The organism is Streptomyces gilvosporeus (assembly GCF_002082195.1).
GTDB classification, from domain to species: domain Bacteria; phylum Actinomycetota; class Actinomycetes; order Streptomycetales; family Streptomycetaceae; genus Streptomyces; species Streptomyces gilvosporeus.
Genome location: NZ_CP020569.1, coordinates 4907776 through 4929267 on the forward strand (window position 1 = coordinate 4907776; position 21492 = coordinate 4929267).

General features: G+C 72.4%; 19 protein-coding genes. 5 read left to right on the forward strand and 14 right to left on the reverse strand.

Translation table 11 applies throughout. The features are described 5' to 3' along the window. Positions 1 to 144: 144 nt before the first annotated feature. The 3 genes from lysA to B1H19_RS21860 form a co-directional block, all read right to left on the reverse strand. Positions 145 to 1515, reverse strand: a complete 1371-nt coding sequence (lysA, locus tag B1H19_RS21850) for a diaminopimelate decarboxylase (protein WP_083106498.1) — start codon at positions 1513 to 1515, stop codon at positions 145 to 147. Positions 1516 to 1528: 13 nt separating this feature from the next. Then, positions 1529 to 1840 carry an SAV_915 family protein gene (locus B1H19_RS21855; RefSeq protein WP_083106499.1) on the reverse strand — a complete coding sequence of 104 codons (312 nt, stop codon included), beginning with the start codon at positions 1838 to 1840 and terminating at the stop codon, positions 1529 to 1531. Positions 1841 to 2010: 170 nt separating this feature from the next. After that, entirely contained in the window at positions 2011 to 3516 is a 1506-nt protein-coding gene (locus B1H19_RS21860) for an MFS transporter (RefSeq protein WP_083106500.1), read from the reverse strand. Positions 3517 to 3643: 127 nt separating this feature from the next. On the opposite strand from B1H19_RS21860, the gene B1H19_RS21865 reads away from it, so the two are divergent. Both B1H19_RS21865 and B1H19_RS21870 read left to right on the forward strand, forming a co-directional pair. After that, positions 3644 to 4717 carry an Lrp/AsnC family transcriptional regulator gene (locus B1H19_RS21865; protein ID WP_083106501.1) on the forward strand — a complete coding sequence of 358 codons (1074 nt, stop codon included), beginning with the start codon at positions 3644 to 3646 and terminating at the stop codon, positions 4715 to 4717. After that, positions 4714 to 5490, forward strand: coding sequence for a rhomboid-like protein (locus B1H19_RS21870; RefSeq protein ID WP_237289446.1), 777 nt, complete (start codon positions 4714 to 4716; stop codon positions 5488 to 5490). The genes B1H19_RS21865 and B1H19_RS21870 overlap by 4 nt, the downstream gene beginning before the upstream one ends. Here B1H19_RS21870 and B1H19_RS21875 read toward each other — a convergent pair. The 9 genes from B1H19_RS21875 to B1H19_RS21915 all read right to left on the reverse strand — a co-directional run bounded on the left by B1H19_RS21875 (position 5478) and on the right by B1H19_RS21915 (position 15539). Beyond that, a complete protein-coding gene (locus tag B1H19_RS21875) occupies positions 5478 to 6290 on the reverse strand; it encodes an HAD family hydrolase (RefSeq protein ID WP_083106502.1) in 813 nt (270 codons plus the stop codon). The two genes, B1H19_RS21870 and B1H19_RS21875, sit on opposite strands and share 13 nt — an antisense overlap. Continuing rightward, the gene (serS, locus tag B1H19_RS21880; protein WP_083106503.1) at positions 6287 to 7576 is read right to left on the reverse strand and encodes a serine--tRNA ligase; all 1290 of its coding nucleotides are present in this window, start codon (positions 7574 to 7576) and stop codon (positions 6287 to 6289) included. Before serS ends, B1H19_RS21875 begins: the two co-directional genes overlap by 4 nt. Positions 7577 to 8118: 542 nt before the next feature. Beyond that, positions 8119 to 9045 carry a prephenate dehydratase gene (gene pheA, locus B1H19_RS21885; protein WP_083106504.1) on the reverse strand — a complete coding sequence of 309 codons (927 nt, stop codon included), beginning with the start codon at positions 9043 to 9045 and terminating at the stop codon, positions 8119 to 8121. 116 nt (positions 9046 to 9161) lie between these two features. Continuing rightward, positions 9162 to 10499 (reverse strand): iron uptake transporter deferrochelatase/peroxidase subunit, encoded by a 1338-nt coding sequence (gene efeB / locus B1H19_RS21890; RefSeq protein ID WP_083106505.1) that lies wholly within the window; start codon positions 10497 to 10499, stop codon positions 9162 to 9164. Continuing rightward, positions 10499 to 12571 carry a copper resistance CopC/CopD family protein gene (locus B1H19_RS21895; RefSeq protein WP_083106506.1) on the reverse strand — a complete coding sequence of 691 codons (2073 nt, stop codon included), beginning with the start codon at positions 12569 to 12571 and terminating at the stop codon, positions 10499 to 10501. Before B1H19_RS21895 ends, efeB begins: the two co-directional genes overlap by 1 nt. Positions 12572 to 12601: 30 nt before the next feature. After that, a complete protein-coding gene (locus B1H19_RS21900; protein ID WP_083106507.1) occupies positions 12602 to 13072 on the reverse strand; it encodes a copper chaperone PCu(A)C in 471 nt (156 codons plus the stop codon). Further along, on the reverse strand, positions 13069 to 13710 hold the full coding sequence (locus B1H19_RS21905; protein WP_083106508.1) for an SCO family protein: 642 nt from the start codon (positions 13708 to 13710) through the stop codon (positions 13069 to 13071). Before B1H19_RS21905 ends, B1H19_RS21900 begins: the two co-directional genes overlap by 4 nt. Positions 13711 to 13775: 65 nt before the next feature. After that, complete coding sequence (locus tag B1H19_RS21910) at positions 13776 to 14534, reverse strand: YcnI family copper-binding membrane protein (protein WP_083106509.1); 759 nt, start codon at positions 14532 to 14534, stop codon at positions 13776 to 13778. Positions 14535 to 14669: 135 nt separating this feature from the next. Continuing rightward, positions 14670 to 15539: a hypothetical protein gene (locus B1H19_RS21915; RefSeq protein ID WP_083106510.1), complete on the reverse strand. Its 870-nt coding sequence runs from the start codon at positions 15537 to 15539 to the stop codon at positions 14670 to 14672. A gap of 247 nt (positions 15540 to 15786) precedes the next feature. Here B1H19_RS21915 and B1H19_RS21920 point away from each other — a divergent pair, with 247 nt between their 5' ends. The 3 genes from B1H19_RS21920 (at position 15787) to B1H19_RS21930 (ending at position 17600) form a co-directional block, all read left to right on the forward strand. Beyond that, complete coding sequence (locus B1H19_RS21920; RefSeq protein ID WP_083106511.1) at positions 15787 to 16248, forward strand: ATP-binding protein; 462 nt, start codon at positions 15787 to 15789, stop codon at positions 16246 to 16248. A gap of 215 nt (positions 16249 to 16463) precedes the next feature. Beyond that, positions 16464 to 16649: a hypothetical protein gene (locus B1H19_RS21925; protein ID WP_083106512.1), complete on the forward strand. Its 186-nt coding sequence runs from the start codon at positions 16464 to 16466 to the stop codon at positions 16647 to 16649. A 306-nt stretch (positions 16650 to 16955) separates the two neighbouring features. Continuing rightward, a complete protein-coding gene (locus B1H19_RS21930; RefSeq protein WP_083106513.1) occupies positions 16956 to 17600 on the forward strand; it encodes a TetR-like C-terminal domain-containing protein in 645 nt (214 codons plus the stop codon). A gap of 90 nt (positions 17601 to 17690) precedes the next feature. On the opposite strand, the gene B1H19_RS21935 is transcribed toward B1H19_RS21930, so the two are convergent. Together B1H19_RS21935 and B1H19_RS21940 are read right to left on the reverse strand one after the other, a co-directional pair. Then, positions 17691 to 19151, reverse strand: a complete 1461-nt coding sequence (locus B1H19_RS21935) for an aminopeptidase P family protein (protein ID WP_083106514.1) — start codon at positions 19149 to 19151, stop codon at positions 17691 to 17693. Positions 19152 to 19329: 178 nt separating this feature from the next. Then, positions 19330 to 20904, reverse strand: a complete 1575-nt coding sequence (locus tag B1H19_RS21940; RefSeq protein ID WP_203237199.1) for a PP2C family protein-serine/threonine phosphatase — start codon at positions 20902 to 20904, stop codon at positions 19330 to 19332. Positions 20905 to 21492: the final 588 nt, after the last annotated feature.

The window sequence follows — 21492 nt, forward strand, 5'->3', positions numbered from 1 at the left end:
GATGCCGTGATGCCCGGTATCCACCGGGCCGCGCCGTGCGCCGACCCGGCGGGGCGCCGTCCGGGGCCGCGGCCCCGGACGCGTGCCGTCCAGGGCCGCTGCGACGGGCCCGTCGCGCCGTCCGCTCTGTTGGAGCCCCCTCCGTTAGAGCCCCACATCCCGCCCCTGGATGTCCGCCAGGGACTCCCGGCGCACCAGGAGCCGGGCGTGGCCGCCGGTGACCGCGACGACCGGAGGGCGGCCGACCAGGTTGTAGCCCGAGGCCATGGAGAGGTGGTAAGCGCCCGCCACGGGTACGGCCAGGAGGTCGCCGGGGCGGAGGTCGCTCGGGAGGGGGACGTCGGAGGCGAGGATGTCGCCGGCCTCGCAGTGGCGGCCGACGACCGTGACCGCCGCCGGTGCGGCGAGCGAGCGGCGGCCGACCAGCCGGGGCGCGTAGCGCACCCCGTAGAGCGCGGGCCGCGGGTTGTCGCTCATACCGCCGTCCACCGCCACGAAGGTGTGCCCGCCGGTCTGCTTGACGGCCAGCACCCGGTAGAGGGCGATTCCGGAGGGTCCCGCGATGGCGCGGCCCGGTTCGATGGCCAGGCGGGGGACCGGCAGTCCGGCCGCCGCACAACTGCCGGCCAGCTCGGCGCGGATCTTGACGCCGAGGCCGACGGGGTCGAGGGCGGGTTCCCCGGGGCGGTAGGCGATGCCGTGGCCGCCGCCGAGGTCCAGTTCGGGCAGCGCGAGGCCGTGCTGGTCGTGGATGCGGGCCAGCAGCCCGACCAGTCGCCGCACCGCCGACAGATACGGCTTGACGGTGGTGATCTGCGACCCCAAGTGACAGTGCAGACCCACCAGTTGGAGGCGCGGCTGGCCCAGTACGCGGGTGATGGCGTGCTGGGCGGAACCGTCCGCCAGCGACAGCCCGAACTTCTGCCCTTCGGTTCCGGTACGGATCTTGGCGTGGCCGCCCGCGGCGATCCCCGGTACGACCCGGATCAGCACCTTCTGCCGGTTGCCGACGGGGACCGCGGCGGCCAGCCGGGCTATCTCCGAGGTGCTGTCGATGACGATCCGCCCGACGCCGAGCCGCAGCGCACTGCGCAGGTCCTCCGGGCTCTTGGCGTTGCCGTGCAGCACGATCCGCTCGGGCGGGAAGCCGGTGGTGACGGCCAGTTCGAGCTCGCCGGCCGAGCAGACGTCCAGGCCCAGGCCCTCCTCCTGGACCCAGTGCGCCATGGCGCGGCACAGGAACGCCTTGGCCGCGTAGTAGATGTCGGTGTCGGGGAAGGCCCGCAGATAGGCGCGGCAGCGGTGGCGGACCTCATCCTCGTCCAGGACGTAGGCGGGGGTGCCGAAGCGGTCGGCGAGCTCGGTGAGGGGGACGCCGCCGACGGCGAGATCGTCGTCCGGCAGGGGGGTGGTGGACCCGGGCCAGAGGGCCGGCGGGGAATGTGGGGGCGCGGCGGGACCGGGGACGGCGGGCTGCGGGAGAGCGGTCCGGGTCCGGCCGAGGGTGTGACTCATGATCGGCTGCCCCTCAGACGGCTTGCAGGGGCGGGATCTCCGGGGTGAACCGGGGATCGACGGCCAGGCCGGTCGCGCCGACCGGTTCGGCCAGGGCGCGCAGGGCGGGTTCGGCGAGCCGCACCCAGGGCTGGCCGCTGCCGAGGGCCGCCGCCAGCCGTTGGGGCGAGGTGAAGGCGACGGCGATACGGCCGCCGCGCGGGGTGCGGAACAGGCGGGCGGTGCAGCCCGCGGGGCCCGACCGGACGGGGACGAACAAAGGCCCGGCCGGGAGACGATCGGAGGGTTCGGGGTCTTCCGCGTACAGCGGGTGGGGGTGGGACACGGCGTCGCTCCTCGACAGCACATCGGCGGCCCCGGTCCGGAAGGTGACGCGGCCGCCGGGGCTCGGCTCTGCCGACGCTATTCCCGCTCGACGCGGCGTCCCGCGCCCGCTGACGCATCATTGACGAACTGTGGACGGGACTTGACGCGATGCTGCCGTCGGGCGGCCGGTCACGGGAGGTCCGTGGGGCCGTTCGCCCGTACGTGTGTCGTGGGGGATGGCGCTTGACGGTGGCGAGGGCGGCCACGAAGGCGGCTACGAGCGCGGCCGCCCGCGGCGACCGGACCCGTACTCCCCGTCCCCCGAACCACCATCAGCACCATCAGCCCCGCCGCCACCGCCACCAGCCCGGAGGTCAGGGTGAGGCGCGTCAGGCCCGTCGCATAGGCGGCGCGGACGGCCGGTAGCGGGGCGCCCGGGGTGAGGCCGTGCAGGGCGTGGGTGAAGAGGGTGCCGAGGGCCGCGATGCCGAGGGCGAAGCCCAGTTGGCGGAAGGTGTTCACCGCGCCGCTGGCCATGCCCGCGCGCTGCGGCGGCGCCGCACCCAGGGCCGCCGGGGCCAGCACCGGCATGGCCGCGCCGACGCCGACTCCGCTCACCGCGAGCCCCGGGATCATCGTGGCCCAGCCCGCGTCCGCGCCGAGCAGCGCGCTGTCCAGCAGCGCACCCGCGCCGATCAGCAACAGGCCGATGCCCAGCGGGAGTTGCGGGGCGAGCCGCTGGAGCGCCCGGCCGCCGAGCACGCCGACCAGCAGCGACATCAGGGCCATCGGCAGCGCCGCCAGCCCCGCCTGCACCGGGGTCAGGCCCAGCACGTTCTGCACCCACAGCCCCACGAACGTCAGATAGGGGAAGGCCGCCGCCTGGAGCAGTAGGGCCGCCGCCATCAGGGCCGCGAACGAGGGGCGGCGCAGCAGCCGCAGGTCCAGCAGGGGCTGTGGCATCCGCCGCTCGACGAGGACGAAGACGACCAGCGCGACCGCCGCGACCGCGAGCCAGGTCAGGGTGCCGTTCTCCGCCCAGCCGCGTTCGCCGCCGCGCATCAGCCCGTACGTCAGCGCGCTCGCGGACAGCGTGAAGGCCAGGGCACCCGGCACATCGATACGGGTCCCCCGGTCGCCGTGGGACTCGCGGAGATGGCGGACCGTCAGGTATCCGGCGACGGCGGTCAGCGGCAGGTTGACCAGGAAGATCGCCCGCCAGTTCAGATGCTCGGTGAGCAGTCCGCCCAGGACCGGGCCGATCGCGGTGGCGGCGCCGCTGGTGCCGCCCCAGATGCCGAAGGCGATGCCGCGGTCGCGGCCCCGGTAGGCGGCCATCAGCAGCGGGGTGTTGGTGGCCAACATCGCCGCCGCGCCGACGCCCTGGGCGGCACGGGCCGCGATCAGGGTCCCGGCGCCCGGGGCCAGCCCGCAGGCCAGCGAGGCGAGCGCGAAAAGGGCCAGCCCCGCCAGGTACAGCCGGCGCCGCCCGAAACGGTCCGCGGCCGAGCCCGCAGCCATCAGCAGCGCGGCCATCGCCAGCGCATAGCCGTCCATCACCCACTGGAGGGCGGAGAACGAGGCGCCCAGGCCGTCGGCCATCCGGGGCAGCGCGCTGACCACGATCGTCACATCGACCAGCAGCAGGACATTGCCGAGGGAGACGGCGGCCAGCGGCCACCACTTCTTGTGCACAGTCACGTCCCGTTTCCTTCTTCCTCAGTACGGCGGCAGGGACCGGCCCACCGTCCGCCGCCCAATCGGCGGACTCCCAGCCACCGTTCTCAGGGCGGCGCAATCCGACGCGCGCTAGCCTCGAACGGTGAAAACCGACACGAAGGCCGTCGGCCCCGCCACCGGGTTCGACGCCCTCGACCGGCAGTTGCTGCACGCCCTCCAGCTGGACGGCCGGGCGCCCTTCAGCCGCATCGCCGCCGCGCTCGGCGTCTCGGACCAGACCGTTGCCCGCCGCTACACCCGCCACCGCGGCAGCGGGGCGGTGCGCGTCGTGGGGCTGGCCGGTACACAGGAGCTGGGCGAGGTCGACTGGCTGGTGCGGGTGCAGTGCACGCCGGATGCCGCGGTGCCCGTCGCCGAGGCGATCGCCCGCCGCGCGGACACCAGCTGGGTGGGCCTGATGTCCGGCGGTACGGAGATCGGCGCGCTCTGCCGCGGGGCGAGCGGCGAGCACTCCGATCAGCTGCTGCTGGAGAAGCTGCCGCGGACGCCCAGCGTCGTCGGGGTCACCGCGCACTGTCTGCTGCACCAGTTCTACGGCGGCCCGCAGGGCCTGGTCAGCAAGTCGGGGGTGCTGAGCGACGAGCAGATCGCCCTGCTGAGCCCGCCGCCGCCGGATCCGGTGTCCGCACCGGTCGCGCTGGGCGACGCCGACCGCCGGCTGTTCGAGGCGCTGGGCCGCGACGCCCGTACCCCGCTGGCCGAACTGGCCGCCGTCACCGGCTGGTCGCCCACCACCGTCCGCCGTCGGCTGGCCGAGCTGCGCGGGCACGGCGTCCTGTACTACGACGTGGACTACGACCCGAGGCTCGTCGGGTACGGCGTGATGGTCGCCCTGTGGCTGTCGGTCGAACCCGCCGCGCTGGCCGCCACCGGGGCGGCGCTGGCGGCCCATCCGGAGGTCGCCTTCGCGGGCGCCACCACCGGGCCGAACAACGTCTTCGCGTCCGTGGTGGCCGAGGACGTCGCGGCGCTCTACACCTATCTGACGACGCGGGTCGCGGCGCTGCCCGGCGTACGGACGATGGAGAGCGCGCCGCGGATCCGGCACATCAAGGGCGCCGGACCGTTCCTGCCCACCCGACCGGCTCCCGGATCCGCCACCCGACCGGCGCCCCGCCCCGCCGTCCGTCCCGTCGTCCCCGGGCGCCGCAGATGAAACCCGTACTCCCCGGCCGGTGCCTGCAACGGCCCGCCGACGCCGTGCGCCGCTCGGTGGCCTGGGTGCGGGCCTGGGTACGCAGCGCCCCCGGCACCCACATCTGGCTGCTGATCATCGGCATCACCAGCCTGGTCGTCGCCTCGGCCTCCGAGGGGCTGGGCGAGTTCCTCCTGCACCGCACCAGCAGCAATATCCACGAGCTGAACGAGCATCCGGTGCCGGCGCTGCTCATGAGCGGTTTCTGGATCGAGCGCCCGGGGTCGTACCTGCTCTATGTGGTGATGTTCGAGCTGCTGCACGCCAATGTGGAGCGCTGGCTGGGCACCTGGCGCTGGCTGCTGATCGTCGGCGTCGCGCACTGCGCCGCCACGCTCGCCAGCCAGGAACTCGTCCTGCTGGCCATCGAGGGCCACCGGCTGCCCCGGTCGATGACCCATGTCGTGGACATCGGGGTCTCCTACGGGCTGGCGGCCGCCGCCGGGGTGCTGACCTACCGGCTGCGCTCGCCCTGGTGCTACGGCTGGCTCCTCGGCGTGCTGCTCTTCTTCGGCGTCCCGCTGCTGACCGGGGCGACCTTCACCGACTTCGGGCATGCCATCTCCCTGGTCCTGGGGCTGGTGGCATGGCCGCTGACGCCGGCGGGACGGGCGGCGCCGGACGAGGAGGAGGACGAGGACGACGACGCGGACGGGGCGGACCAGGACGGGGCGCGCGCCGCCCCGGACCCGCGCGCCGCCCTGGACCCCGACAGCCGCCGTCAGGACGGGTAGAGCCGCTCCAGCACGACCGCGATTCCGTCCTCCTCGTTGGAGGCGGTGACCTCGTCCGCGACGGCCTTCAGCTCGTCATGGGCGTTGGCCATCGCCACCCCGTGGGCGGACCAGCCGAACATCGCTATGTCGTTGGGCATATCGCCGAAGGCGATCGTGCCGGCGGCCTTGACGCCGAGACGGCGGGCGGCCAGCGACAGACCGGTGGCCTTGGTCAGGCCCAGCGGCAGCAGTTCGACGATGCCGGGCCCGGCGACCACGACGCCCACCAGATCCCCGGCGACCTCGCGGGCCGTCCGGGCCAGCGAGTCGTCGTCCAGGCTCGGGTGCTGGAGGTAGAGCTTGTTGAGCGGGGCGGTCCACAGCTCGGCCGGATCGTCGATCAGGCTGCTCGGCAGCGGGCCGTCCTGGACGCGGTAGCCGGGGCCGACCAGCACCTCGCCCTCCAGGCCGTCGCGGCTCGCCGCCAGATACAGCGGACCGGTCTCCGCCTCGATCTTGGCCAGCGCTAGGCCCGCCAGCTGCCGGTCGAGCGTGACGGAGGTCAGCAGCCGGTGCTCGCCGGCGTGGTAGAGCTGCGCGCCCTGGCCGCACACCGCCAGGCCCCGGTAGTCCAGGGCGTCGAGGATGTGCCGGGTCCAGGGCACCGAGCGGCCGGTGACGACGATATGCGCCGCGCCCGCCGCGGTGGCCGCGGCGAGCGCCGCACGGGTGCGCTCGGAGACGGTCTCGTCGTGGCGCAGCAGCGTCCCGTCGAGGTCCGTGGCGATGAGCTGGTAGGGCGTGGGCGGTGCGCTCACCGGGCGACGGGCTCGAGGCGCTCGCGGCCGCCCAGGTAGGGGCGCAGGATCTCGGGGACGCGCACCGAGCCGTCCGCCTGCTGGTGGTTCTCGAAGAGCGCGACGATGGTGCGCGGTACGGCGCACAGCGTGCCGTTCAGCGTCGCCAGCGGGCGGACCTTGGACTTGCCGTCCTCGGTGTCGCGCAGCCGGATCGACAGCCGCCGCGCCTGGAACTCGTCGCAGTTGGAGGCCGAGGTCAGCTCGCGGTACTTGCCCTGGGTGGGGATCCACGCCTCGCAGTCGAACTTGCGGGAGGCCGAGGCGCCGAGGTCACCGGTGGCGACGTCGATCACCTGGAACGGCAGCTCCAGGGCGTTCAGCCACTGCTTTTCCCAGTCCAGCAGGCGCTGGTGCTCGGCCTGGGCGTCCTCCGGGGCGACGTAGGAGAACATCTCCACCTTGTCGAACTGGTGGACCCGGAAGATGCCGCGGGTGTCCTTGCCGTATGTGCCGGCCTCGCGGCGGAAGCACGGGGAGAAGCCGGCGTAGCGCAGCGGGAGGCGGTCTCCGTCGAGGATCTCGTCCATGTGGTAGCCGGCGAGCGGGACCTCGGAGGTGCCGACCAGGTAGTAGTCGTCCTTCTCCAGGTGGTAGACGTTCTCGGCGGCCTGGCCGAGGAAGCCGGTGCCCTCCATGGCGTCCGGACGCACCAGCGCCGGGGTCAGCATGGGGATGAAACCGGCCTCGGTGGCCTGTGCGATGGCGGCGTTGACGAGGGCGAGCTCCAGCAGCGCGCCGATGCCCGTCAGGTAGTAGAAGCGCGAGCCGGAGACCTTCGCCGCGCGTTCGACGTCGATGGCGCCGAGCGCCTGGCCGATCTCCAGGTGGTCCTTGGGCTCGAAGCCCTCGGCGGCGAAGTCGCGGATGGTGCCGTGCGTCTCGAGGACCGTGAAGTCCTCCTCGCCGCCGACGGGCACGTCCGGGTGGACCAGGTTGCCGAGCTTGCGCAGCAGCTGCTGGGTCTCTTCCTTGGCCTCGTCCTGCGCGGCGTCGGCGGCCTTGACGGCGGCGGCCAGCTCGCCGGCCTTCTTCAGCAGGACGGCCTTCTCGTCCCCGGCGGCCTTGGGGATGAGCTTGCCGAGCGCCTTCTGCTCGGCGCGCAGCTCGTCGAAGCGGACGCCGGACGACCTGCGCCGCTCGTCGGCGGAGAGAAGCGCGTCGACGAGGGCGACGTCCTCTCCACGGGCGCGCTGGGAGGCGCGCACACGGTCGGGGTCCTCACGGAGCAGGCGAAGGTCAATCACCCCACCAGGCTACCGGGGCCGCGCCCGACGGTTCGACGTGATATCGCTTCGCGTTGCAAATTGTCCGGTTTGTTACTGTTTATTTCTATTTGTGAAGACAGGGCGGAATGTGCGCTGTAAGGCGTTCCGTAATTCCCTCGCATTGACTTTGTCCACAGGGGAGCGGGGTTCGGCGGCCTTTATCCACAGGCTGTGCGTGAGATCTGTGGAAGTCGGAGGTGATCATTCCGATCTCGGAGTGTGTCGCTATGGATTCTCCGCCCAAACCCCGTTCTCGCGCTCTTTCGTGTGGGATTGCCTCGCCCTAAAGGATTGTTCGCGGGAATTGTGCTGACGAGGCCGGAGTTGAGGCGCTGTGCAGCGATGTGGAGCGCCATGGAAGGGGGTGGGATCGGTAGGGGAATTTGTCGACTCTGTCCGAATCACGCGGCCGTTCATGTCGACTTACCCACAGGTCGAGAGCCGGCCCTGTGGATAACTTTGTGGACAGTGGAAAACCGGCTGCTCAGCGAAGCCCGCCGGCCCGGCGCCGTCCCGTCGGCTCAGCCGCGCCCGTCGAGACAGCGCGCCAGCCAGTCCGACGCCTCGGTGAACGCCGAGTCCGTCATCGTCGGCCGTACCGTCGCCGTCACCTCGTCGGCCCGCGGATACGAGCCGAGGAACCGCACATCGCGGCAGACCCGCTTGAGCCCCATCAGGACATCGGCGACCCGGCGGTCGGCGATATGGCCCTCGCAGTCCACCGAGAAGCAGTAGCGGCCGATGCCCTCACCGGTCGGCCGGGATTCGATCCGCATCATGTTCACGCCGCGCACCGCGTACTCCTGGAGCAGCTCCAGCAGCGCACCGGGGTGGTCCTCGGCCAGCCACAGCACCACCGAGGTCTTGTCCGCGCCGGTGGGCGCCGCGGGCCGGGCCGGGCGGCCGACCAGGACGAAGCGGGTGGCGGCGTTCTGCGCATCGTGGATGTCGGTGACCAGCGGCGTGAGCCCGTACGTCGCCGCGGCGAACTCACCGGCGAAGGCGCCGTCGTACCGTCCCTCCTGCACCAGCCGCGCGCCGTCCGCATTGGAGGCCGCCGACTCCCATACGGCTTCCGGGAGTTGGTCCGCCAGCCACTTGCGCACCTGCGGTTGGGCGACCGGATGCCCGGTCACCGTCTTGACGTCCGACAGCGCCGTACCGGGGCGCACCAGCAGCGCGAAGGCGATCGGCAGCAGCACCTCGCGGTAGATCATCAGCGGTTCGCCGGAGGCCAGCTCGTCGAGGGTGGTGGTGACCCCGCCCTCGACGGAGTTCTCGATCGGCACCAGCGCCGCGGCCGCCTCGCCCGCGCGCACCGCATCCAGAGCGGCCGGCACCGACACCATCGGCGTCAGCTCCCGCGTCGCGGCCTCCGGCAGCGTGCGCAGGGCGGCCTCGGTGAACGTGCCCGCGGGCCCGAGATAGGTGTAACGACTGGCCGACATGCAAAGGACTCCTCGCTCAGCGCGGGGGCGCCCCGCCGATCTCTCCCTGTCCTGCCACGATACCGAGCCCGTACGGCGGCCAGCGGGCCGTTTCACCAGCCGGGCGGGGCCGCCGCTCAGCCCTCCAGCAGCGGCCGCCCCACATAGTCCCCGGCCTCCGCGGCGGGCGGCACCGCATACAGCCCGCTCGCCTCGTGCCGCAGGAAGACCGACAGCGCGTCCCCGCGGTCCAGCTTGCGCTGGATCTGGGTGAAGGCGCGCAGCGGATCGGCCTGCCAGCAGACGAAGAGCAGCCCCGCGTCCGGCGCCCCGTCGTCGCGGAACCCGTCGTGGAAGGAGAACGGACGGCGCAGCATCGCCGCGCCCTGGTTGGACTCCGGAGCCGCGACCCGGGCATGCGCATCGGCCGGGATGACCGGCAGCCCGTCCGGCCCGTTGGCGTCCAGCCGCATCGGGGTGGTCTCCGAACCGCCGGTCAGCGGCGCCCCGTTGGACTTCCGCCGCCCTATGACCTTCTCCTGCTTGTGCAGCGGCTGCTTCTCCCACTCGTCCAGCAGCATCCGGATCCGCCGCACCACGGCATACGAGCCGCCGCGCATCCACGCCTGCTCGGTATCGCGCCCCACGAAGATCCGCGCGTCGAAATCCGGGTCCGACGGCTTGGGATTGTTGGTGCCGTCGACCTGGCCCATCAGATTGCGGGCGGTCATCGGCTGCGCGGTGGCGCCCGGGGTGCGGTTGAAGCCGTTCATCTGCCAGCGCAGCCGGGCGGTGCCGGCCGCCTCCTTCTGGAGCGCCCGCAGCGCGTGGAAGGCGACCAGCGCGTCGTCGGCGCCGATCTGGATCCACAGATCGCCGTTGCTGCGCCGGGGATCCAGCGCATCGGCCGAGAAGTCGGGCAGCGGATCGAGCTGGGAGGGGCGGTGCTTCGTCAGACCCGTACGGTCGAAGAAGCTGTGGCCGAAGCCGAAGGTGACGGTCAGCGAGGACGGGCCGGCATCCAGCGCCACCCCGGTGTCGGCGTGCGGCGCGTGCCCGGCCATGAGCTCCTCGGCCGTCCGCGACCAGCGGCGCAGCAGCGCGGCGGCCTCCTTGCGGCCGCTGCCCGGGGTCAGGTCGAAGGCGACCAGATGGCCCTTGGCCTGCAACGGTGTGGTGATCCCCGCCTGCTGCTTCGCCCGCGCCGGGCGGAAGGCGACCTCGGTCGAACCGAGGGTGGTCAGGGGCTTGGGCGCGTCGTCCTGGGCGGCCGCGACGCCGAGGGCGCCGCCCGTCCCGCCGACGACGAGCCCGGCCGCACCCGCCGCACCGACGGTGCCGAGGAGGCGGCGGCGGGAGAGCTCCAGGGTCTGCGGGGTCTGCGGGGTCTGCCCGTCCGGCGACTGCCGCTCCGGCGGCCGTTCCTGCGGCGCCTTCCGGCCCGGTGTCTGCCTGTCTGGTGTCTGCTTGCTCATCAGCCGATCTTCACGTTCCTGAATTCGGTCACCTGGTCGATATCGGAGGTCCGTACGAGCAGTGCGAGCTGCCACCGCCCGGGCACCGGCAGCCGGACGCCGTCCGCGCTCCAGTGCCCCTTGCTCACGTGCCGGGGGACGACCGGGAGCGGCCCCAGCTTCTTGTCCTTGAGCGTGAAGGAGACCTTCACCTCGGGGACGTCCCGGGTCCGGCCCGTCGGGTCCGCGATCCGCAGCCGCAGCGCGTTGCCGCCGCTGCTGCGCCCCGGGTCGAGGTCGATCCGGGCGGTGCCCTTGCCGTGCGGGCCGCCGGTGTCGAAGGGGATGGTCAGTACCTGCGGCCGGCCCACCGCGGCGGACTGCTCGGTGGCCTTGACCGCCTCTTCCGTACGGGCCGGCTCGGTGGCGGTCAGCACGGTCGTCACCGCGAGCAGGACGGCCGCCACCGACACCTCGGCCAGCACGGACCGCCGCAGCCCGCACCGCTCAGGGTCGGCGTCCCGGATGCGCTTGGTGCGCGCGGTGCGCAATGCGGCCTGCTGGCGGGCGAGTTGGACGGCGCGCGCCGGGTCGTCGGCGGGGTCCGATGTTTCACGTGAAACATGCGCCGGCTCGGTCTCGGTCTGGGTCTCGGCGTCGGCATCCCTGTCGGCATCGGCGTCGGCATCCTCGTCGGCATCGGCGTCCGTAGCGGAGTCCTGCGCGTCCGTAACGGAGCCCCCGGCGTCCGCCACGGGATCCTCCGCGTCCGCCACGGACTCCGCCGCCCGTGCAGCCGCCCCGCCCGGTGCGTCCTCCGCCAGCCGCGCCGTCCACCGCCGCGACACCGAGGCGATCCCGACGAGCACCACCACCAGGCCCGCCTTGACCAGCAGCAGCCGCCCGTAGGAGGTGCCGGTCAGCGCCGGCCAGCTGCCCACCTGCCGCCAGGACTGGTAGATCCCGGTGGCCACCAGGACCAGCACCGCGCCGAACGCGATCCGCGAGAAGCGCCGTACGGCGGACCGCTCGACGGCCGGGCCCCAGTACAGGGACACCACCAGCGCCGCGAGCCCGCCGAGCCAGGCGGCGACGGCGAGCAGATGCAGCACATCCACGGGCATCGCGACCGCGGGCTGAAGCCCCGTCGAGGCGTGCTCGGCCATCGCCCAGGTCGTCGCGAGCCCCGCGGCGACGATCACTCCGCCGCCGCCGAGCCCCCACGTGAGGTCCTTGCGGCGCCGGGCGTTCTCGCCGGCGGCCGATCCGTCCCCCTTCTCATGGGCGCGCGCGAACGCCCCGAACAGCACCGCGATGAACACCGCCGCGGCCGCGAGCAGCAGCAGCCGGGAGACCAGCGCCGCGCCCGGCTTGGTCAGCAGCGCCTGCTGGAGCAAGCCGAAGTCGAGGACGTCGGAGAACTTGCCCGACTCCGTGTACGCGCCGCGCAGCAGCACCATCGCCAGGGTGCTGCCGGTCAGCACGGCCCAGCCGTACACGACCAGCCGCTGGACGGACCGTACGCCCGCGGCGGCCGGCCGGCAGGCGACGACGAAGGCCGCGCCGCCCGCCAGCAGGATGAATCCGGCGTAGGCGAGATAGCGGGCGATGCCGTAGAGCACGCCGACCGGGCCGCCGCCCGCCTCCTGCTGGGGGACGGCGGCGCTGGTCTTCGAGGGCGCGCCTATGGAGAAGGTGAAGGCGCCGGAGACCGGGTGGCTGTCGGCGGAGACCGCCTGCCAGGCGACGGTGTACGTACCGTCGCCGAGCCCGGGCGGCAGCCCCGCCGCGTACTTGACGACGCCGCCGCTGCACAGATCGCGCAGCTTGCCGCGGTCCACCCGCTTGCCCTTCGGGTCGAGGACCCGGATCGAGTCGTCGCCCATCGCCACGCCCTCGGAGAAGGTCAGCGAGACCTGCTCGGGGGCGTGGTCCACCACCGACCCCTGTGCGGGGTCGCTGCCGGTCAGCGCGGCATGCGCAAAGGCCGGGGCGGCGCCGCCGAACAGCGCGCCCAGCAGCACCGCGACGACGGCCAGCAGGCGCGGTGCGGCGCCCCGTCGCGGCCCGGAGCCGGTGGTGGCCAAGGCCATGGTGATCGCTCCCTCACTCCGTAATGCGGGCTACTTCCCGGGCACGTAGTCGGTTGCCTTCACCGGCACATCGACCCGGATCGGGGACGAGGTGGCGAAGTGCAGTTCGAGGGTGACCTTGTCGCCCTTGACCGGCTTGTGCTTCAGGCCCATGAACATCAGGTGGTAGCCGCCGCGGGCGAGCCGCAGTTCGCCGTTGGCGGGCACCTTCAGGGAGCTGACCTGCTCCATCTTGGTGCCGACCGTTTTGTGGATCGTGACGTCCTTGGACAGGCTGCTGGTGACCGAGGTCAGCTTGTCCGCGGTGTCGCCGGTGTTCTTGACGACGAAGAACGCACCGGCCATGTCCTCCGTGACCGGCTGCGGCATGTACGGCTCCGAGACCTTGAGGTGCGGTGCCCCGCCCCCGGAGTCGCAGGCCGCCAGCGTGAGGCCGGCGGTGAGGGCGAGCGCGGCGACGAGGGCCGTGCGGCGGGCGGTGTGGAGGGTGCGGCGGGTCACGGGTTCTGCCCCTTGATGGTCTTGGGAAGTGCCTTGCTGTAGTTCTCGGGGGTCGCTTCCTCCATGCCGATCCAGTGGATCTTGTCGTCCTTGGGGGAGCTCAGCAGCACCTGCGCGCCGTGGGTGGAGACGACATCGCCGTTCTTCTTCTTGACCGGCTTCTCGATCCCGATGTTCACGCTGCGCGCACCGGCCTGGATGCGGTCGAACGGGCCAGTCAGACCGATGAAGTCCTTGTTGATACCGGCCAGCCACTTCTTGAGCGCGGCCGAGGTGTCGCGCTCCGGGTCGGAGGTCACGAACACCACCCGCAGATCCTTCTGTTCGGCCTTGGGCAGCTTGCCGATGGCGACGGCCAGGTTGGACATCGTCAGCGGGCACACGTCCGGGCAGTGGGTGTAGCCGAAGTAGATCAGGGTCGGATGGCCCTTGGTCTTCTCCAGCAGGTCGTACTTCTTGCCATCGGTGTCCGTCAGCTCCAGGTCCGGCTTCTCCATGGGGCTGTCGAGCGTGACGATCGGCTTGGACTGGGCGCCGGAGACGTCGGCGGCGGGCTTGCCGTCGTCGGCGTTGCAGGCGGTCAGTGAGAGGGCCGCGACCGCCGCGAGGGCGGACGCGAGCAGGGTCCTTGTGCGCATGGGTCCTTCTGAAAAGGGAGGGGTGGCAGGCCGGCGCGGGTCGGGCGCCGGCCCCTGCGGGGAGGTCAGGAGCTGCGGCGGCGGCCGGCGAACAGGCCGAAGCCGGTTCCCGCGATGCCTGCGACGATGCCGATGACGGCCAGTACCCGCGCCGTGGTGTCGGAGCCGTCCGCGTCCTTGCCCGCCGTGGCGGTGGTGGCGCCGTTCTTGGCGTCCGCCCCACCGTCCTCGGCGGCCGCCGCGGTGAGCTTCAGCACCGGTGCCGGGTTCTCCGGCTCCGGGTCGCCCTCCTTCGTCGGCTCGATCCAGCGCACGACCTTCTTGTCGTCGTACGTCTGGAGGGCCTTGAAGACGACCTGGTCGGCGTTCTTGGGCAGCTGCCCGACCGAGACCGGGAACTGCTGGAACTGGCCGGGCTCGACGCCCTTGCCGTCGGCGGTCCAGGTGATCTTGACCGGTGCCTCGGTGATCTTCTCGCCCTCCATCTCGATGGGCTTGGCGAGCTTGGCCTTCTCGACCTGGACCTTCCAGCCGGGCACCGGCTGCGGCATCGCCGACGCCAGCGGGTGATCGGTGGGCAGGGTGACCTCGAGCTTCACCGTCGAGGAGTCGTCCCGTTCATTGGGGACGTTGAAGTTGACGGTCGCGAAGCCGCCCTTTGCGGCCGGTCCGGTGGGCTGCACGCTGACGTGCGCAAAGGCGGGGGAGGCGAGCAGCAGCACGCTGCCCGCGGCGATCGCGCCCACGACCGGCAGTCGGCGGACGAGGCGGCGCGGGGCGGGGGACGGGGCGGCGGGCTGCGAGGTGTTCGGCGTACTCGACATCACAAAACACTCCACGGGGAGAACAGGTGCCCGTCGCAGGGACGGTGCACGTATGGGTAGTGGTCTGTCGGTCCGGCGCGCACGCGGCGACGGCGCGAGAGCCCCTACCCCTCCGGGAGGTGTGCTTCGCGTACGTCAGGCCGCGAGGGCGAGCCGGGCCGGGGCCGGCGGCCCCCGCCTGACGACACTGTGGTGGAGCGCGAGGCCCTGCGGACCGGGTTTGTCATCCCCGTACGAAACGGGGGCGCGCCGCGGCCCGTCGTGCGCCGTGGCGAGCCCCGAGATCAGGGCGCCCACCAGCGCGAGCGCCCCGCGCAGGGTGCCCATCAGCGCCTGCGCCGCGATCTCCCGCGCCGCCGGGGCGGACAGCCGCACCAGCCGCCACAGCGCGGCCTCGCCGCGGCGCAGCAGCCAGCCGGCGCCCAGCGCGGCCAGCAGATGGCCGAGCACCATGGGCAGCGACGGCACCAGACAGTGCGCCATCGCCGCGCCGCCGGCCATCTGGTGCGCGGCGGCACCGCTCATTCCGCCGGGACCTGCGGGCGGTACCAGCCCGCCCGCCACGGCGGTGTCGTAGCCGCCCGAGCCCAGGACCCGGCGCGCCTGCGCGCCGTCCACCCGGCCGGCCTCCAGCCCGCACGAGACATGCCGCGCGAGGAGGACCGCCGCCTGGTCGGACAGCCCCCGCAGCCCACCGGTGCGCGCGCCGCCGCCCGGCATACGCATGGGGTGCTGGCCCATCGCGAACACCGCATGCAGCGCGAGCTGGCCCACGGCGAGCGCGGTGGCGATCCCCGGCAGCGAGCGTTCCCGCCCGGCCAGCGGGGCCGCGACGGCGAACACGGCGGCGCAGCCGACGCCCAGCGTCCACAGCGGGACGGCGGCGAACGAGGCGATCATGTGCCCGGTCGCGGACAGCGCAACACAGACCGCGGTGAAGACCGCGGCCCTGAGCAGCCGCAGATCGGCGGCTGCGCGCGCTGTGGGGGCGAGCGAGGCAGACATGGCGGGCGACATCATCCCATTGCCCGCATCGGAGGCCCACGGCAGGGCGTCGCACGCCGCCGCGCCAGGGGGCGGCAACGGCGCCCGCCGGGGCGCGCGGGAGCGCGCGGGGGTCGGTACACCACTGGCCGTGCGCTCGCAGCCCGCCTCCGCCGAATGAGCGGCGTCACGTCCGGAGCAGGCTTACGGACCTTGGGGTGCGGCAATAGGTATCGATATGTCTAGCGGTGGCCAGGAGGCTGGAGCGATGAGCATCTGGTGGTCCCTCCAACTGCGACGTGAGGCCGCGAGCGTCCCGCTCGCCCGCCGTCTGCTGCTGGGCACCATGGAGACGGCCGGCGTCGACCCGGACATCTGCTACGACCTGTCGGTCGCCCTCTCCGAGGCCTGCGCCAACGCCGTCGAACACGGCGGGGATGCCGCCACCGACGACTACCGCGTCACCGCCTTCATCGACGGCGACACCTGCCGCATCGAGGTCACCGACTCCGGCCCCGGCTTCCGCCGCCCCCAGCCCCCCGCCCCCGTCCCCGCCCTCGCCCCCACCCAGGCCCCCGCCGACGCCGAGGACGGCCGAGGCCTCTTCCTGATCGAGGCCCTCACCGACCACGTCCGCTACCGCAACCGCACCGGCAGACGCGGCGCGGTGGTCAGCTTCGACAAGATCCTCAAATGGCGCGAGGGGGCGGCGCTTCCTATGGCGTCGTGAGCGATCAGGTGTGGAGCACCGGGCGCTGACCCGCGGAACCCGCCGCGCACCGCCCCCGCCCACGGCCCCCGCCCACGGCCCCGAAGGCCGAACTGCGAACGTCGGCAGCGGCGTTCGAGCGGGCACGCTGTTCGAACAAAAGCCGTTGCTGTGCGGCTGTTCCGGGTAGGAATCTTCTGCCTGTTGAGACGACTCGACAACATGGGGGGCACCACATGAGTAGCTACGACGACGAGCAGCCCGACCCGAACGACTCGCTGCTGGAGAAGATCCGCCGCGGTGAGCAGATCGCCACGCCCGGTGGGGCACGCGAGAGCGGCGACCGGGACCTTTACGACGAAGAATGGCGCGACCACGACCGTCGCGGTCCGTACGGCCAACGGCGTCGCCGGAAGAACTGAATCCGCCGCTGTCCCGGCGGCCCGAGAAACCGCATCATCCCGCGCGGCGGAGCCGACACGTCGTCACACCACGGCCTCACGTGGCGTCACATCCGGTGCGCACGTCGGCGGCCGCGGCCGTCCGGTAATCGTCGGCGATCGCCCCTGCGAGGCCCTGTGCAGCGCCGTCTCGCAGTGTGAGGACCTCCCCCGCGGCGTCCCCTGTCCCTGCGAGACCGGCGTGCACCAGAACTAACGCGAAGTTGCTCGCGTTAGTCTTTGTCGGACAATACTTGGCGTGAACCCGCACTGCAATACGGAGGCGCCGTGACCACAGCGCACCGGGCCTCGGGGGAGGCCCGCCCGGGGGGACGTACCGCGCGGACTCGGCAGGCCGTACTGGCCGCCGTCTTCGAGGAGTTGGGACACGGCGGCCCTGCCGCGCTCAGCATGGAAAAGGTCGCTCAGCGCTCGGGAGTCCATCTGGCGACGCTCTACCGGCGCTGGCGCTGCGCCGAGGGGCTGGTCTGCGATCTGCTGAACTGGCTGAGCGCGGATGTGCCGCTGCCCGACACCGGTACGCTGCCCGGCGATCTGCGTGCGCTGGCCCGCTCGATAGGCACGTTCTACGCGGACGAGCGGATGCGCAGCCTGATCGAGGCGGTGGTCTCGGCCGCGGCCCGCGATCCGCAGGCGGCCACGGCGCTGCGGGACTTCTTCGGCGAACGGCTGGTGCTGGCCGGCGAGATGGTGGTCCGCGCCGTCGAACGCGGTGAACTGCCCCCCGATACGGACCCGGAGAAGGTGATGGCGGCCCTGGGCGCGCCCTTCTACTACCGCATCCTGATCGCCCGCGGACCGGTCGACACGGCCCTGGCCGAGTCCACCGCCACCGCGGTGTGGGTGTCGGCCCGCGCGGGCGCGTACCGGCGGACGGAGTCCCACAACGGTGCGCCGCACGACGGCCGGTGACCCACCCCGGGTCACCGGCCGTCGCCGACACGTCATTACGGCGTCACGCTGCCAGGCCGTCAGGCCATCGGGCCGTCACACGCCCCGCGGCTACTTCCCCAGCAGCCCCGCCATCCACGCCTCGACCTCGTCCGACCGGCGAGGCAGCCCGGCCGACAGATTCCGGTTGCCGTCCTCGGTCACCAGGATGTCGTCCTCGATCCGCACACCGATACCGCGGTACTCCTCGGGCACCGTCAGATCGTCCGCCTGGAAGTACAGACCGGGTTCGACGGTGAGCACCATCCCGGGCTCCAGCGTGCCGTCGACATACGCCTCCCTGCGGGCCGCGGCGCAGTCGTGGACGTCCAGGCCGAGCATGTGGCCCGTGCCGTGCAGCGTCCAGCGGCGCTGGAGGCCCAGCTCCAGCACCCGCTCGACGGGGCCCTCGACCAGACCCCACTCGACCAGCTTCTCGGTGAGCACCCGCTGCGCCGCGTCGTGGAAGTCGCGGTAGGCCGCGCCCGGCTTGACCGCGGCGATGCCCGCCTCCTGGGCCTCGTACACCGCGTCGTAGATCGCGCGCTGGAGGTCGGTGTAGCGGCCGTTGATGGGCAGGGTGCGGGTGACGTCCGCGGTGTAGAGGCTGTGGGTCTCCACGCCCGCGTCCAGCAGCAGCAGGTCGCCGGAGCGGACCCGCCCGTCGTTGCGGACCCAGTGCAGGGTGGTGGCGTTGGGGCCCGCGGCGCAGATCGAGCCGTAGCCGATGTCGTAGCCCTCGACGCGGGCGCGCAGGAAGAACGTGCCCTCGATGTAGCGCTCGCTGGTGGCCTCGGCCTTGTCCAGGACCTTCACGACGTCCTCGAAGCCGCGCACGGTCGAGTCGACGGCCTTCTGGAGCTCGCCGATCTCGAACTCGTCCTTGATCACCCGGGCCTCGGACAGATACGCCCGCAGCTCTTCGTCGCGCTCGGCGGTGACCTTGTCCGTCAGCGCGGCCTCGATGGCGGCGTCGTGCCCGCGGACCGCCCGGACCGGGCCGGTGGCCTCGGTCAGCGCCGCGGCCAGCTCGCGTACGTCCTTGCACGGGAGGCCGAGCAGCGCCTCGGCCTCGGCCAGGCCGTGGCGCCGGCCGACCCACAGCTCGCCCATGCCGCTCAGCCAGAACTCGCCGTTCTCGCGGTTGGAGCGGGGCAGGCGGTAGAGGGTCGCCTCGTGCCCGTCCTCGGTGGGCTCCAGGACGAGGACGCTGCCGTCGGTCTGGTCGCCGGTGAGGTAGACGTACTCGGTCGCGGCGCGGAAGGCGTACTCGGTGTCGTTGGAGCGGGTCTTGAGCTGGCCCGCCGGGATGACCAGGCGCTCGCCGGGGAAGCGCGCCGAGAGCGCGGCGCGGCGGCGGGCGGCGTTCGGGGCCTGCTCGATCGGTTCGAGACCGCGCAGCTCGGTGTCGGCCCAGCCGCTCTTCATGTTCTCCGCGAGCTCATCCGAGACGCCCGGGTAAAGGCCGTTCTTGCGCTGCTTGATCGGCTGCTCGTCCTCGTCCGGGGTCTCCGGCGTGAGCTCGTCGGTCACAATGCCTCCTTTAAGACGGAACCGCCATCCATCGTATGTGCGGATGGCAAGGGGTCCAGGGCTAGGAAGCTGTGACTTTTCGGGCATCGTGGCCTTACGAACCCCGGCTGCCCCTCGACTGCTCCTGCGCTACTCCTCCCCCGCGTCCCGTCTCCCACGAAGGCCCATCAGAAGGGCCCTACTCCTCGAAACGCGCCGCGAGCAGCACCACGTCCTCCTCCGACGCCCGGTCCTCCAGCCCGCCCTGCGGCAGCATCGTGCGCACGAGGTGATCGAGGATCGCCTCCGGGTCGTGCCGGCTGCCCTTGGGGACGCTCGCCGCGGCCGCGTGCAGACGGGCGAACGCCCGGTCCATGGCCTCCCCGGTGCGGTGCAGCAGCCCGTCGCTGTAGAGCAGCACCGTCTCGCCGGGCGCCAGCTCGATCTCCACGCTCGGCGCTTCCCAGCAGGCGAGCATGCCCAGCGGCGCGGACAGCGTGGTCTCCACGAACTCGGTGCGCAGCTCCCCCAGCAGCAGCGGAGGGCAGTGGCCGGCCCCGGCGATCACCAGTTTGCGGGGGAACGGATCGTCGAGACCGGCCGGCATCGGGGGCGCGGGCGGCCCGCCCGGTGCGCCGGGCGGCGGCTCGGTGAAGGCGAAGAGCGCGGTGGCGCTGCGGGCGGGTTCGGTCAGCCGCAGCAGCAGCTCCAGGTCGGAGAGGACCGCGACGGGATCTTCCCCCTCCATGACGGCATACGCGCGCAGCGACGCCCGCAGCCGCCCCATCGCCGCCACCGCGCTCGGCCCGGACCCGGTGACCGATCCCACGGCCAGGCCCAGCGCGCCGTCCGGCAGCGGCAGCGCGTCGTACCAGTCACCGCCGCCGCGCGGCCCGGTGCTGTGCCGCACCGCGAGCCGTACGCCGGGCACCCGCGGCAGCCGGCTGGGCAGCAGTTCCTCGCGCAGGGTGGCGGTGTCCTGGATGCTGCGGTGCAGTTCGAGGAGCCGGGTGAGATGGGCGGCGGCGTGTGCGCGGTAGAGGCCGATGAGATGGCGCTGACGGTCGGTGGGGGCGGCGGGCTCGTCGTAGAGCCAGACCGCGGCGCCGGTTCTGCCGATGGGGTCGGCGCTGAGCGAGACCGCGTAACTGGCGGCATAGCCCAGCCGGGCGGCGACCTCGCGCAGCCGCGGGTCGAGGTCCTTCTCTCCGGGGATGTCGGGTTCGGAGATCTCGGTACGGGCGGTGGGGTCCTGGTCGGCGGGGGAGTCGTCGCCGGCGCCGGGCTCCGGGAGGCCGTCCAGTATCCGCGCATACGACAGGGCGCGGCGAGGCACGGTCTCGATGTGGCCGATATCGGCGTGGCCGAGGCCGAGGCCGATGGTGGTCTCCGGGCCCAGCCCGTCGGCCGGCGCCAGCACGACCAGACCGCGCTGCGCGCCGACCAGGGAGGCACCGGCCCGCAGGAGTTCGTGCAGTGCCTCGTCCAAGGTGCGGGTGCCGGCGAGCTGTTCGGTGAGGTCGTGCAGGGTGCTGAGGTCGGAGATCCAGCCGGCGAGGCGGTCCTGTACGGCCGCGATGCGGTCGACGGGGGAGGTGTCGGGGGAGTCGGAGCGGGTGCCGTCCGGGCGCTCGTCGTGGGGGGATCCGGGGGCCCGACAGGAGTCGGAGGAGGCGTCCGCGGAGGGGTCCGAGCCGTCCTCCGCGGTGTCCTCCGGGGCCAGCGGATCGGCAGTGTGCGCGGGAGCGGGAAGCGCTGGTTCGATTCCGGCCACTTTCGGTACGTGGGGACGCTCATGGCAGACGGTTCATGTCATGCCTGGAGTATTCCCAGGTCAGGCCGTATCTTGTTAGGGAGTGCGGCTTTTTGTTGAGTGATGCTGTGCGGTATGTGGGCCCGCTCATTTTCCTCAATAGCATCGCAAACCCCCATGTCATGCTGCTCCGCTATCAATGCCTCCACATGTACACGCACCAGCGATGTGATGTCCAGCACTGTTCCGATGGGGTTTGTGGTGTCAGCGAGGTCTGTAGATTGGCCTGAAAATAGCCCCCCAGACGTCAATTTGAGGTCGACTGGCGGCCATCGACAGCGCGTCATATGCACGATGGCGGGTACGTACTCCGAAAAGTGCGGGGCCAGTTGAGCCCGCACCGGAACCCTCCAGAGGGCGCGGGCGTCTCATACCGCGACGGCCGCGACGCACTCCCAAGTGGCGGGATTGCTCCACAGAACTGATAAGCGCCATGTGTGCGCCACCCTCCGCCACGTTCCACGCTCGACGTACGGCGTGATGCGCTGCCTTGTACACGCGGTGACACATGTTCCACCTGGCGTGACCGGCCGGCAACACCCGGTCTCA